A 13,057-nucleotide genomic window follows, 5' to 3' on the forward strand; every position below is an offset into this window, starting at 1 on the left:
CGCGAAGGGGTTGCGACGGCGCGCAAACCTTGTATGACACCCGACACCAAGTCGGGCTATGGCGCAGCCTGGTAGCGCGTCCGTCTGGGGGACGGAAGGTCGCAGGTTCGAGTCCTGCTAGCCCGACCAAATTTCCCCGCACCGAACCGAACGGCAGAGTGAGGAGCGACCGCGATGACCGGCGTCCTGGCGCTCCAGCAGATTGAATCGCTCTTCGAGACCGGCGCCCTGTCGGCCGAGACTCCGCTCGCGCCCGGTCAGATCCAGCCGGCGAGTCTCGACCTGCGGCTCGGGCGCGTCGCGCACCGGGTGCGCGCCTCGTTCCTGTCGGGCGAAGGGCGCAGCGTCGCCGAGCGGATCGCGGAATTCGAGATGCACCGGGTCGACCTGACAGAGGGCGCGGTGCTGGAGAAGGGCTGTGTCTACGTCGTCCCGCTGATGGAGCGCGCGCGCCTTCCGGCCGACGTGGCGGCGGTGGCCAACGCCAAGTCCTCCACCGGACGGCTCGACCTTCTGACCCGCACGATCACCGATGGCGGGACGGAGTTCGACCGCATCGTCGCCGGCTACGACGGGGCGCTTTACGCCGAGATCTGCCCGCGCTCCTTTTCCGTGCTGGTGCGACCGGGCATGCGTCTCAACCAGATCCGCTTCCGGCGCGGTCGCTCGGTACTGGACGATACCGAACTGGCCGATCTCCACGCGGCCGAAACGCTTGTGAGCGGACCGGCGGTGATCGGCGAGGGCCTGGGCTTTTCGGTCGATCTCAGTGCAGATGCCGGCGGGCTCGTTGGCTACCGTGCCAAGCCGCATACCGGGGTGATCGACCTCGACCGGATCGGGCATTACGACCCGGCCGAGTTCTGGGAAGAGATCCGCACGAGCGAGCGGCGGATCATCCTCGATCCCGACGCGTTCTACATCCTGGTCAGCCGCGAGGCGGTGCATATACCGCCGGGCTACGCCGCCGAAATGGCGCCCTACCTCGCCATGGTCGGCGAATTCCGGGTGCATTACGCAGGGTTCTTCGATCCCGGCTTCGGGCATGGCGGCGCCGGCGGGAGCGGATCGCGCGGTGTGCTGGAAGTGCGCTGCCACGAGGCGCCCTTCGTGCTGGAGCACGGGCAGGTCGTCGGACGGCTGGTCTACGAGCGTATGGACACGGTGCCGCGCACGCTTTACGGCGACGGCATCGCCTCGAATTACCAGGGCCAGGGGCTCAAGCTCTCCAAGCATTTCCGCGCCTGAGCGAGGGAACCGGCGGCGCGGCGCCCATGGCACGTGCCGGCCGGGCGGAAGACGGCCCAATTCCTGAAACACGGGTCCGGCGGCGCGGAACGGCGCGGCGCCACGTAGCCTTGTTGTGCCAGGCAGCCCGCTGGGCGGCTGGGCCCGCACGGGCTCCGACCCAAATCTCGAAAAGGGATACGTACCCATGACCACCAAGAGCTACATCCTGGCCGCAGCCACGCTCGGCGTCCTGGCCACCCCGCTCGCCGCGCAGACCGCCGCGACGGCGACCACCGATCTCAACTTCCGCGCAGGACCCGGCCCGCAATACGCCACGCAAGGCATCATCCCGAGCGGCGAGAGCGTCGACGTGGCCGGCTGTCTCGAGGACGGCGCATGGTGCGAAGTCATCCATGACGGTATGAGCGGTTGGGCCTATTCCACCTACCTGACAACGCCCGTGGAAGAGCAGCCGATGGCGATCACCGAAGCTCCGACCGTGGAGACGGTGATCTACGAGGCGGACGCGGTTCCCGCCGAGGAGACCGTGGGCACGATCACCGCCGGCGATCCGGCCGCCGTGAGCGTCGGCACCGTCGATGAGACCACGGTGACCTACGTCCGCGAAAACCCGGTGGATCCGGTTTGGCTCGACGGTGAAGTCGCGGTCGGCGCGACCCTCCCCGAAAGCGTCGAGATCTATCGCGTGCCCGACGCGGACGTCTCCTACGTCGTGGTGAATCAGCAGCCTGTCATCGTCGATCCGGCAACCGGCCGCATCGTGCAGGTGTTGCGCTGATCGGATGGTCCCGGCCCTCGCGGCCGGGACCTTTCCGCGCGCTCGGGACTGATGCGGCGCGCGGCCGCCGGTCAATCCTCGAAAAGCTCGCTCTGCCCGCTTTCGCTCTGGTCCTCGGCGTCGACATCGCCCTCGCCTGCCTGCGGCGCATCGCCAACCGGCGGGCGGCTCTCGAGCAGGCCTGCGGCGCGCAGCTCCTTCAGGCCCGGAAGGTCGCGTGCGTTCTCCAGCCCGAAATGGTCGAGGAACGCCTCGGTCACCACGAACGTGACCGGGCGGCCCGGCGTCATCTTGCGGCGGCCGAAGCGGATCCACTCCATGTCGAGAAGCTGATCGACCGTCCCGCGCGAGACCGATACGCCGCGGATCTCCTCGATCTCGGCGCGGGTTACGGGCTGGTGATAGGCGATGATGGCCAGCGTCTCGATCGCCGCGCGCGACAGCTTGCGGGTCTCCACCGTCTCCTCGCGCATGAGGAAACCGAGATCGGGTGCGGTGCGGATCGCCCAGGCGTCGCCCACGCGCACTACGCGCACACCCCGGCCATCGTAGCGCCGCCTGAGGAGCACAAGCGCCTCGGCCGCATCGCAGCCATGCGGCATCCGGTCGTTGAGGGCGCGCACGGTGAGCGGTTCGGCCGAGGCGAAGAGCATGGCCTCGACCATGCGCTCCTGCTCGGCCATCACCGGCGCGTCGAAAAGCGTCTCGCGCGGGACGTCCTCCGAGCCGTCCGGAGAATCCTCGGCCGGACCGGTCACGACGGCCGCTCCGTCCGGCGCACCTCGATCGGCGCGAAGGTGTCGGACTGGCGGATTGACAGCTTGCCCTCCTTCACCAGTTCCAGCGAGGCGGCGAAGGTCGCGGCGGTCGCCGAGCGGCGCTTGACCGGATCGTCGTGCCAGCCTTCGGGCAGGTAGGAGGCGATGTCGGTCCAGGTGCCGGCGAAGCCGATCAGCCCGCGCATCCGCTCCAGCGCCTGCTCCATCGTGTAGACGCGGTCGCGGTCCATCACGAAGGGGCGAAACTCGTCCCGCGTGCGGATCCGCGCATAGGCCTGCATGAGATCGAGAAGCGTCGCGGTGTAGTCGATGCGGCGCGCCCGCTCCACCCGTTCGGGCTGGCCGCGGGCGAAGACGTCGCGCCCCAGGCGGTCGCGCGCCATGAGCTCGGCGGCCCGCTCGCGCATCGCCTGCAACCGTTCGAGCTGGAAGGCCAGGTGCGCGGCCATGTCCTCGCCCGTCGGGCCTTCTTCGGCCGGATCGGGGGGCAGCAGAAGGCGCGATTTCAGGAAGGCGAGCCAGGCGGCCATGACGAGGTAGTCGGCCGCGAGCTCGATCCGCAGCTCCTTGGCCTTCTCTACGAAGGAGAGGTATTGCCGGGCGAGTTCCAGCACGGAGATGCGCCGCAGGTCCACCTTCTGCGTCCGCGACAGGGTGAGCAGCAGGTCGAGCGGCCCCTCGAAGCCGTCGACATCCACGATCAGCGCCTCGGCGTCGAGCCGTTCGGCGACGCTCATATGCGCGATCTGGCTGTCCTGGTCGTCGGTCATGGTCAGGCCGGGCGTTCGGTGGGAAGCGCCTCAAGCTGGTCCGCGAGGTCCGCGATGTCAACGTCCGGCGCCGCGCGGCGGGCGGCGAGCGCGGCCTCGGCCCGCGCCTCCGCCGCGTCGCCCATGGTGCCGACATAGCGCATCAGCGCCAGCATCTCGGTCATGTCGCCGTTGCAGTGCAGCACCGCGTCGCAGCCCGCTTCGATCGATGCGCGCCCCCTCTCCGGCACGCTGCCCGAAAGCGCCTCCATGGAGATGTCGTCGGTCATCAGGAAGCCGTCGAAGCCCAGCCGTTCGCGGATCAGCGCGATCATCCGGGGCGACACGGTCGCCGGCTCGGGGTCCAGCGCCTCGAACACCAGGTGCGCGGTCATGCCGAGCGGCAGGTCAGCGAAGGGCCTGAAAGCGGCGAAATCGGTGGCGTCGAGCTCCGCATCGCTTTGGGTGATCCTCGGCAGGGCATGGTGACTGTCGCGCTGCGCGAGGCCGTGGCCCGGCATGTGTTTCATCACCGGAAGGACGCCGCCGTCGAGATGCCCTTGCGCCACCGCGCGGCCGATCTCGATCACCAGATCGCGCGTCTCGCCGTAGCAGCGGTTGCGCAGGAACGGGTGCGTATCCGGCCGCGCGACGTCGAGCATCGGCGCGCAATTGCCGTCGATGCCGAGCGCGCGCAGCTCGGCCGCGATGATGCGGTAGCGCAGGTACATCGCCCGTCCCGCGTGCAGGCGGTGCTGGCGCACATGGTCGAAGGGCGGCGGCCAGTCGCGAGCCAGCGGCGGGCGCAGGCGCTGCACGCGGCCGCCCTCCTGGTCGATGAAGATCGGCGCCGCGCGGCCCACCGCCTCGCGCAGCTCCGCCGTCAGGGCGCGGATCTGGCCTGCGTCCTCGAGGTTGCGCGCGAACAGGATGTAGCCGAACGGGTCGGCGTCGCGGAAGAACCGCTTCTCCGCCCCCGAGAGCCGCGTCCCGGCACAGCCGAGGATCGCGGCGCCGTAACTCATCGCGCGACCACCGGGATGCAGTCGGCGTTGCCGGCAACGAAGGCGGCGCAGAAGCGGCGCGCATCCGACAGCGATTCGAAGCCGTGCGCGCGAAGGCGGTAGAAAGTCTTGCCGCCCGAGGAGGCACGCTGAATCACGCGGGCGTGCCCGTCCATGTATTCCTCGAAGCGCGCCTCGAGCCGATCCCATTCGCTGCGCGCGGTCTCGGCGCTGTCATAGGCGCCGAGTTGCACCAGCCGTGTGCCGTCGGCGATTTCCGCGGCGGCGATCTCGGGCGTCTCGGGCTTTTCCTGAACGGCCGGAGTGGCGACCGGGCGGCTGGTCGACAGGCTCGCCGGGCGCACCGTCGGGCGCAGGGACACGGCAACGCCCGGCACGCTCGCCGGAATGATCGACGCGGCCTTGACGGTCATGTCCGGTGTCTCTCCCATCGCCTCGGCCACGGCGGCATCCACCGCCCTGGCGGTCCTGTCCGCTTCGGGCTCGAGATCGCTGAGCGGCGCGGCGCCGGCGGCCAGCTGGTCAGCCAACGCCTGCAACGCGGCCTCTGGACTCTCCGCGCTTTCGGTCAGTTCCGCGAGCGAGGGAAGCGGCGCCTGCGCGGCGGGCGTCGCCGCCGCCTCGGCGCTTCGGGGCGCGATCTCGGCAAAGGCCACGTCCTCGTCGGTCAGGGGATCGGCGCCGGGTGCAAGGCGCAGCGTGTCGGCGGGTTTCGCGGCGGTGCCGGTGCCTGCCACGGCGTTGACCGAAAGCCCCTGGTGATCGGCCGGCTCGCCGCCAGGCCGGTCGGGGGCGATCCGCATCGGCCCCTCGGCCGCCTTCACCACGGGAATGTCGCTGACGTCGCGCAGGATGATCTGCGTGCCCCAGATGCCGATCCCGACGACCAGGCCCAACGACATTGCCGCGCCTGCGTAACTGGTGGCCCGCGCGATCAACCCCCGTTCACCCGGAGCTGCGGCCTCTTCCAGGCCGGTGGTGTAGATATCCGCCATCACTGCCTCTCGGCCGGCCTCTGGCGGTTTGGCGCCGCCGCCGGTGTCCTGCTCTGCCTCGCCACCGGCCGCGCGCTTTGTTGGTTCAGCGCATCTCTTCCACCGGTGTGACGCCGAGGATACCCAAACCCGCCGAAATGACAACCGACACCGCCCGCGCCAGCGCGATTTTCGCGCGGCTGGTGTCCGGGTCGTCCTCCTGCAGGAAACGCAGCTCGGGCACATCGTTGCCGCGGTTCCACAATGCGTGCAGATCCGAGGCGAGATCGTAGAGGTAGAAGGCCACCCGGTGCGGCTCCGACGTCTTCGCGGCGATCTCCACCTGGCGCGGCCATTCGGCCAGCTTTTTCGCCACCGCGAGCTCCGCCTCGTGGGTCATGGCCGAGAGGTCCGCCCCGGCCAGTACCGGGTCGTCCACGTCGATCCCGGCCTCGCGCGCCTTGCGCAGGACCGAACAGATCCGCGCATGGGCGTATTGCACGTAGAAGACCGGGTTGTCCTTGGATTGCTCCAGCACCTTGTCGAAATCGAAGTCGAGCGGCGCATCGTTCTTGCGCGTCAGCATCACGAAGCGGGTGACGTCCGGGCCGACCTGCTCGACCACGTCGCGCAGAGTGATGAAGGTCCCTGCCCGCTTGGACATCTTGAACGGCTCGCCGTTCTTCCACAGCTTGACGAGCTGGCACAGCTTGATGTCGAGCGGCACGGTCCCGTCCGACAGAGCCGAGACGGCCGCTTTCATCCGCTTGACGTAACCGCCGTGATCGGCGCCGAACACATCGATCAGCAGATCGTAGTCCCGGCCCACCTTGTCCCAGTGATAGGCGATGTCGGGGGCGAAATAGGTCCACGCCCCGTCCGACTTCATGATCGGCCGGTCGACGTCGTCGCCATGCGCGGTGGAGCGGAACAGCGTCTGCTCGCGCGGCTCCCAATCCTCGGGGGTCTTGCCCTTCGGCGGCTCCAGCGTACCGCGATAGATCAGGTCCTTGGCGCGCAATGCACCGATGGCCTCTTCGATCCGGCCGGTGCCGTAGAGCGACTTCTCCGAGAAGAACCGATCCATCTCCACGCCGAGAAGCTTCAGGTCCGCCCGGATCAGGTCCATCATCGCCTCGGTGGCGAATTCGCGGACCTCATCGAGCCATTTTTCCTCGGGCGCATCCACGTAGGCGTCGCCGACCTTGGCCTTCAGCGCCGCGCCGACGTCGATCAGGTATTCGCCGGGATAGGTGCCGTCCGCGAACTCCACCTCGCGCCCGTGCGCCTCAAGGTAGCGCAGGTAGACCGACCGCGCGAGCGTATCGACCTGCGCGCCACCGTCGTTGATGTAGTATTCCCGCGTGACGTCATAGCCCGCGTAATCGAGCAACGAGGCCAGCGCATCGCCGAACACCGCGCCGCGGGTGTGGCCCACGTGAAGCGGCCCCGTCGGGTTGGCCGAGACGTATTCGACGTTCACCGACTTGCCCTCGCCCATCAGCGACCGGCCGTAATCGGCGCCCTCGGTCAGCACGTCGCGCGCGATTTCCTGCCAGACCTTGCCGGCGAGCCGCAGGTTGATGAAGCCGGGCCCCGCGACCTCGGCGGTGGCGACGCGGGGGTCGGCCGAGAGCTTCGGCACCAGCGCCTCTGCGATGTCGCGCGGCTTCTGCCCCGCCGGCTTGGCCAGCACCATCGCGGCGTTCGTCGCCATATCGCCATGAGCCGGATCGCGCGGCGGCTCCACGGTCACGGGGGCGAGGTTCAGGCCCTCGGGCAGCGTGCCCTCGGCGACGAGCGCGCCGATCGCGTCCGTCACCAGCACGCCGATATCGGTGAAGAGGTTCATGGTGTTGTGTCCCGGATCATTGACCGCTCGTCTATCCACGGGCGGTCAGGGCGTCAACGCAAGGCGATCCAGTCACGCGCCGCGCCGCTCCTCGCGCTGCGGCGACAGCGACATCAGGCGCGTGTCCGATTCCTGCGGGGCGTCCTCCGGCCCGAGAAACCGCAGCTCCCCGGCCTCGTCCAGGGTCGCGACCGGGATCGCGTCGGGATTCTTGCCGCGCCAGGCGGCGAGGTCGAATTCCTCGGTCAGCGTGGTCACCCGGAACTCCCACCCCTCGCGCAGCCGGGCCTGCGCGTCCTCCAAGGTCTCGTCCGCGCCGATCGCCCGCCCGCCCAATGTTGCCGGCAGCGCGTGCCGGCGCGAGGCGTCCTGCGACCGGCGCAGCTGGAACACCTTCTCGCGGCCGAATTCGGGCGCGAGGTCGGTGGTGACCAACGTGTTGTAGGCGTCGTTGTCGGTGGCCGCGACGATCTGCTCGTAGCGCACGAGGTCGAGCCGGTGTTCGGCGCCCTCGGACAGCACGTCGCCGAAGAACGTGTCGATCCCGGCCTCCCGGGCGGCGCGCAGGCGCGCATGGTTGGGATCGGCGATCATCACCGGCAGGTCGAGCTTGGCCAGCGCTTCGGCCAGCGCCACCGACCAGGGCCCGCCGCCGACGATCAGCACGCCCGGCCGGTCTGCCGCGGTCAGCCCCAGCAACCGCGCCAGCGGCGCCAGCGTGAAGCCGTGCAGGACGACGGTCGCCCCCACCAGCGCGAAGGCAAGCGGCGCCATCGCGGCGCCGTCCGCCACGCCGATCTCCGCCAGCCGCGCACCGAAGAGCCCGGCGACGGCGACCAGCACCACGCCGCGGGGGCCGGTGAAGGCGACCAGCAGCCGCTCCGGCCAGGGCACGTCCGACCCGGCGAGCGACAGCAGGACCGCCACCGGTCGCGCCACAAGCACCACGACCAGCACGAAGAGAAGGGCCTGCAGGTCGAGCGCGGCGAGCGTCGCGCGGTCCATGTCGGCAGCCAGCAGGATGAACACGCCCGACACCAGCAGCACGGTCGCGTGTTCCTTGAAGCGGCGCAGTTCCACGTAGGACGGCAGCTCTACGTTCGCGATCCACAGGCCCATGAGCGTCACCGCCAGAAGCCCCGACTCGTGCAGCACGAAGTCCGATAGCGCGAAGACCCCGAGCACAGAGGCGAAGAGCACCGGCACCTTCATGTATTCGGGAACGCGTCCCCGCGCGAAGCCGCGCGCCAGCGCCCAACCGGCCGCGAGGCCAAGCGCCGAGGCGACCGCGATGCCGAGCGCCAGGTCGACCACCGCCTCGCCAACGCCGGTCGCGGTGCGCAGCACCAGCACCACCTCGAAGGCGAGCACCGCGGCCAGCGCGCCCACCGGATCGTTGACGATCGCCTCCCATTGCAGCAGCGCCGCCGGCCGCCGCCGCAGCCGGGCCTGCCGCAGAAGCGGCGCGATCACCGTCGGCCCGGTGACGATCATGATGCCGCCGAAGACCGCCGAGGTCTCCCAGCTCAGCCCGGCGCCCCAGTGCAGCGCCGCCGCCGAGGCAAGCCAGCCCAGCGGCGCCCCCAGCACCACCAGCCGCCGCACCCCCGCCGCCGCATCGGACAGGCTGTGCACGTTGAGGCTGAGCCCGCCCTCGAACAGGATGATCGCCACCGCGATCGCCACCATCGGCTGCAACAGGTCGCCGAAATCCCGCCCCGGATCGAGCAGCCCCAGCCCCGGCCCGACCGCGAGCCCCGCCGCCAGCATCAGCACGATCGCCGGCATCCGGAGCCGCCAGGCCAGCCACTGCGCCCCGACGCCGAGCCCGCCGACAAGCGCAAAGCCCAGGAGCGGCGCCAGTCCGCCCTCGGTTCCGGTCGCCATGTTGAATCTCCCTCAGATGTCCCGGACCTGCGGTCTAGCCCGCCGGGGCAGGATTGCGAGACTTATATGCCTCGCCCTCATACCCCCCGGGCCGCGCCGCCTGCCTCTCCGCCCGCGCGTCCCACGCCGGGCAGACGCACCCCTGGCTTCATCTGCCCATAAATATCCCGGGGAGCGCGAGGGGCTGGCCCCTCGCTCCCGCAATCTGCCACACGCACCGGCGGGCGGCTCAGGTCGCGTCGGTCATCACGTCGACCCCGGTCAGCCGCGCATGACTCTGCAGCGCGTATCGGTCGGTCATGCCCGCGATATAGTCCGCCACCAGCCGCGCAAGCGCCGCAGGGCCCGAGGCCGCGGCGATCTGCGGCTGCCAGCGGCCCGGCATAAGCTCCGGCCGCTCCAGGTAGATCGGAAAGAGGTCGTTGACCGCCGCGGTGACGCGCATGCGCTGCTCCATCACCGACGACGCGCGATACATCCGCTCGAAGAGGAACGCCCGTATCTCCTGGATCGCCGCGTGCATCTCCGCCGAGAAGGCGATCACCGGCGCCCCGAGCCGGCGCACCGCCTCCGGACACTCTGGCGCCGCCTCCGCCAGCCGCGCCGAGGCCGTCCCGATCACGTCGGCGACCATGGCGCCGAACACCCGTCGCAGCGCCTCGTGGCGCCGGCGCGCGGCCTCGAGCCCGGGATAGAGCCGGTCGACTTCCGCATAGGCCGCGCCGACGACCGGCAGCGCCGCGATGTCCGCCTCGGTGAAGAGCCGCGCGCGCAGCCCGTCATGCAGGTCGTGGTTGTTGTAGGCGATGTCGTCGGCCAGTGCCGCAACCTGCGCCTCTGCACCGGCATGAGTGGGCAACTCCAGCGGGTGAACCGCGTCGTATTCGGCCAGCGCGTAGGGCAGATCACCGGTCACCGGCCCGTTGTGCTTGGCGATGCCCTCCAGCGTCTCCCAGGTCAGGTTCAGCCCGTCGAATTCCGCGTAGTGCCGCTCCAGCGCGGTAACGATGCGGATCGTCTGCGCGTTGTGGTCGAACCCCCCGTAGGGCGCCATCAGCGCGTCGAGCGCGTCCTCCCCGGTATGGCCGAACGGCGTGTGGCCGAGGTCGTGCGCCAGCGCCACCGCCTCGGTCAGGTCGGTGTCGAGATCGAGCGCGTTCGATATCGTGCGCGCCACCTGCGCCACCTCGATGGAATGGGTCAGCCGGGTGCGGTAGAAATCGCCCTCGTGCTCCACGAAGACCTGCGTCTTGTGCTTGAGCCGTCGAAAGGCCGAGGCGTGGATGATCCGGTCGCGGTCGCGCTGGAAACAGGAGCGGAAGGCGCTCTCTTCTTCCGGGTGCAGGCGGCCGCGGGACCGGGCGGGATCGCAGGCGAAGGGCGCACGCATGTCGGGGATCGTTGCTCCTGTCAGGCGTCCTTGAGACCGGCTCGCGAAGCCCATATATTTCAAGCGTCGCGGGAAGGAAACCGCGCCGCCCGAGAAGAGGAGCCGCCAGATGCACCTGCCGCCGAAAGTCACCGATCGCGCCTTTGCCCGCCTCGCCGAGATCGGCGCCTCGAAGGAGGGGCACGCGCTGCGCGTGGCCGTCGAGGGTGGCGGCTGCTCGGGCTTCCAGTACGACATCAAGCTCGACGCGCCCGAGGATGGCGATCTGGTGCTCGAGGGCCAGGGCCAGAAGGTCGTGGTCGACGAGATCTCCCTGCCCTTCCTCGAGAACGCCGTGATCGACTTCACCGAGGAACTGATCGGCGCGCGCTTCGTGATCGAGAACCCCAACGTCGCCAGCTCGTGCGGCTGCGGCACCAGTTTCGCGATGTAGCACCGGCCGCACGCGGCCCGGGTGCAATCGGCAGCGCGACCGGCTAAAGCGGCCGGAGGCGGCCGATTCTGTGGCTGCGACGATCAGGGAAGGCCGTGGGCGATGTTCTCAAAGCTGGGTGCCAAATTTCGTCCGGAAGTCGAAAATGACGTTCTCATAGGACGTAACGGGACGCTCTTCATCCACCAGGGCGGCCACAAGCTCTACGACCAGGCGCAGGGCAAGCGTCCTCTGAAGCCTCTGGAACGCGATGCCTTCGCCCGCAACCTGGAAGAGCGGCGCGCCTATTGCGACGAGCGCCGGGTCCGTTACGCGCATCTTCTGTCGCCCGACAAACAGGTGGTGATGGCCGAAGACCACCCGGTGCGGAACCTCTATTCCATCGGTGCCGCGGTACGCGAAGAACTCGACACGCCCTTCATCTGGCCGGCGCCCTATCTTGGGCGCGAGGACTACTTCGTCACCGACAGCCACTGGAACACGATCGGACAGCTCAAGGTCGCCGAAGCGTTCCTGTGCGAGATCGGCCTTGCCGAGCATGCCCCGACGGTTGGCGGATGGCGCGAGGAACTGGTCGAACGCTCCTACAATGGCGATCTGGGCCTGAAGCTCAAACCGGCCCGGTCCGAAATGGCGTCCTTCATGCCGCCGAACCACGCCACGACGCAGTATCACAACGGTCTTGAACCGGCCGGCAACGAAGGCACCGTACGGGCGGTGGTCAATTCCGATCCGCTGGTCCGGCAGACGCTGCTGGTCTTCGGCACCAGCTCCACCCAGATCATGCTGCCGATCCTTGGCCGGATTTTCGAGGTGACCGTGCATTGCCGCGCGCGCTTCATGCACCGCGAAATCGTCGACATGGTACGCCCCGACGTGGTGCTGACCCAGAACCAGGAACGCTATTTCTGGGAAACGCGGAGCGACAAGAACGCCCTGCCCTTCTTCATGATCCCGCATGTGGTCGGCCGGGTGCCCAAGTATTCCGACAAGGCGCTGGAAGTGCTCGGCGCGATCTTCACCCATGGCTCCTTGCGGCATGACGCCATGATGCGCATGATCCGCAACGGGAAGGTCCCGGGCGCCAATCTGAAACGGATCCAGCCATGAAAGTCGCGACCTTCAACATCAACGGCATCAAGGCCCGCCTCGCTGCTCTCATCGACTGGCTGGACCGCGCCGCGCCCGACGTTGTCGTCCTGCAGGAGATCAAGTCGCTCGACGAGAATTTCCCGGCCGCGGAGATCGAGGCACGCGGCTACGCCGTCGAGACGCACGGCCAGAAGAGCTTCAACGGCGTCGCCATCCTGTCGAAGCTACCGATGGGCGATGTCGCGCGCGGCCTGCCGGGTGACGAGGACGACGACCACGCCCGCTGGATCGAGGCGACCGTCACCGGAAAGCACCGGTCGGTGCGGGTCTGCGGCCTCTATCTGCCGAACGGCAACCCGGTGAGCTTCGATGCGGCGGGCCGGCCCGAGGCGACCGGCAAGTACGGCTACAAGCTGTCTTGGATGGCGCGGCTGGAGGCGCGCGCCCGTGACCTGCGCGCCGCGGAAATGCCGGCGCTCATGGCCGGAGACTACAACGTCATCCCGCAGGAAGAGGACGCCGCCAACCCGAAGGAATGGGTGCGCGACGCGCTGTTTCTGCTCGACAGCCGCGCGGCCTTCCGCCGGGTGCTCAACCTCGGTTTCACCGAGGCGATCGGCACGCGCCAGCCCGGCCCGGGGCATTACACCTTCTGGGACTATCAGGCGCGGTCGTGGGAGCGGAACAACGGCATCCGCATCGACCATGTCCTGCTGACGCCCGAGGCGGCCGACCTGTTGACCGATGCCGGCATCGACCGCGACGAACGCGACCGCGAGAAGCCGTCCGACCACGTGCCGGTCTGGGTCGACCTCGCCGCCTGACCGCCGCCGCCCGCCCGTCCCTT

General features: G+C 69.2%; 12 protein-coding genes and 1 tRNA gene. 6 read left to right on the forward strand and 7 right to left on the reverse strand.

What is annotated here, in order from left to right; all coding sequences use genetic code 11:
• Nucleotides 1–52: 52 nt before the first annotated feature.
• The 3 genes from F3H57_RS09305 (at nucleotide 53) to F3H57_RS09315 (ending at nucleotide 2,029) form a co-directional block, all read left to right on the forward strand.
• A tRNA-Pro gene (locus tag F3H57_RS09305) sits at nucleotides 53–129 on the forward strand.
• 45 nt (nucleotides 130–174) lie between these two features.
• Complete coding sequence (locus F3H57_RS09310; RefSeq protein ID WP_149755630.1) at nucleotides 175–1,248, forward strand: 2'-deoxycytidine 5'-triphosphate deaminase; 1,074 nt, start codon at nucleotides 175–177, stop codon at nucleotides 1,246–1,248.
• Nucleotides 1,249–1,435: 187 nt separating this feature from the next.
• Nucleotides 1,436–2,029 (forward strand): DUF1236 domain-containing protein, encoded by a 594-nt coding sequence (locus F3H57_RS09315; RefSeq protein WP_149755631.1) that lies wholly within the window; start codon nucleotides 1,436–1,438, stop codon nucleotides 2,027–2,029.
• Between the two features lie 71 nt (nucleotides 2,030–2,100).
• On the opposite strand, the gene scpB is transcribed toward F3H57_RS09315, so the two are convergent.
• The 7 genes from scpB to F3H57_RS09350 all read right to left on the reverse strand — a co-directional run bounded on the left by scpB (nucleotide 2,101) and on the right by F3H57_RS09350 (nucleotide 10,685).
• Nucleotides 2,101–2,712, reverse strand: coding sequence for an SMC-Scp complex subunit ScpB (scpB, locus tag F3H57_RS09320; RefSeq protein WP_149755833.1), 612 nt, complete (start codon nucleotides 2,710–2,712; stop codon nucleotides 2,101–2,103).
• 71 nt (nucleotides 2,713–2,783) lie between these two features.
• A complete protein-coding gene (locus tag F3H57_RS09325) occupies nucleotides 2,784–3,578 on the reverse strand; it encodes a segregation and condensation protein A (protein ID WP_149755632.1) in 795 nt (264 codons plus the stop codon).
• Nucleotides 3,579–3,580: 2 nt separating this feature from the next.
• A complete protein-coding gene (locus F3H57_RS09330; RefSeq protein WP_149755633.1) occupies nucleotides 3,581–4,582 on the reverse strand; it encodes a glycoside hydrolase family 3 N-terminal domain-containing protein in 1,002 nt (333 codons plus the stop codon).
• Nucleotides 4,579–5,577: an SPOR domain-containing protein gene (locus F3H57_RS09335; protein WP_149755634.1), complete on the reverse strand. Its 999-nt coding sequence runs from the start codon at nucleotides 5,575–5,577 to the stop codon at nucleotides 4,579–4,581. The genes F3H57_RS09330 and F3H57_RS09335 overlap by 4 nt, the downstream gene beginning before the upstream one ends.
• Nucleotides 5,578–5,662: 85 nt before the next feature.
• Nucleotides 5,663–7,408, reverse strand: coding sequence for an arginine--tRNA ligase (gene argS, locus F3H57_RS09340; RefSeq protein WP_149755635.1), 1,746 nt, complete (start codon nucleotides 7,406–7,408; stop codon nucleotides 5,663–5,665).
• 72 nt (nucleotides 7,409–7,480) lie between these two features.
• The gene (locus tag F3H57_RS09345) at nucleotides 7,481–9,295 is read right to left on the reverse strand and encodes a cation:proton antiporter (protein WP_149755636.1); all 1,815 of its coding nucleotides are present in this window, start codon (nucleotides 9,293–9,295) and stop codon (nucleotides 7,481–7,483) included.
• 229 nt (nucleotides 9,296–9,524) lie between these two features.
• A complete protein-coding gene (locus F3H57_RS09350; protein ID WP_149755637.1) occupies nucleotides 9,525–10,685 on the reverse strand; it encodes a deoxyguanosinetriphosphate triphosphohydrolase in 1,161 nt (386 codons plus the stop codon).
• A 109-nt stretch (nucleotides 10,686–10,794) separates the two neighbouring features.
• Here F3H57_RS09350 and F3H57_RS09355 point away from each other — a divergent pair, with 109 nt between their 5' ends.
• From F3H57_RS09355 to xth, 3 genes are all read left to right on the forward strand, one after another.
• The gene (locus F3H57_RS09355) at nucleotides 10,795–11,118 is read left to right on the forward strand and encodes a HesB/IscA family protein (RefSeq protein ID WP_149755638.1); all 324 of its coding nucleotides are present in this window, start codon (nucleotides 10,795–10,797) and stop codon (nucleotides 11,116–11,118) included.
• 102 nt (nucleotides 11,119–11,220) lie between these two features.
• The gene (locus F3H57_RS09360; protein ID WP_149755639.1) at nucleotides 11,221–12,228 is read left to right on the forward strand and encodes a hypothetical protein; all 1,008 of its coding nucleotides are present in this window, start codon (nucleotides 11,221–11,223) and stop codon (nucleotides 12,226–12,228) included.
• Nucleotides 12,225–13,034 carry an exodeoxyribonuclease III gene (gene xth / locus F3H57_RS09365; RefSeq protein ID WP_149755640.1) on the forward strand — a complete coding sequence of 270 codons (810 nt, stop codon included), beginning with the start codon at nucleotides 12,225–12,227 and terminating at the stop codon, nucleotides 13,032–13,034. The genes F3H57_RS09360 and xth overlap by 4 nt, the downstream gene beginning before the upstream one ends.
• The last annotated feature ends 23 nt before the right edge of the window (nucleotides 13,035–13,057 follow it).

The organism is Roseivivax sediminis (assembly GCF_900112685.1).
Taxonomy (GTDB): domain Bacteria; phylum Pseudomonadota; class Alphaproteobacteria; order Rhodobacterales; family Rhodobacteraceae; genus Roseivivax; species Roseivivax sediminis.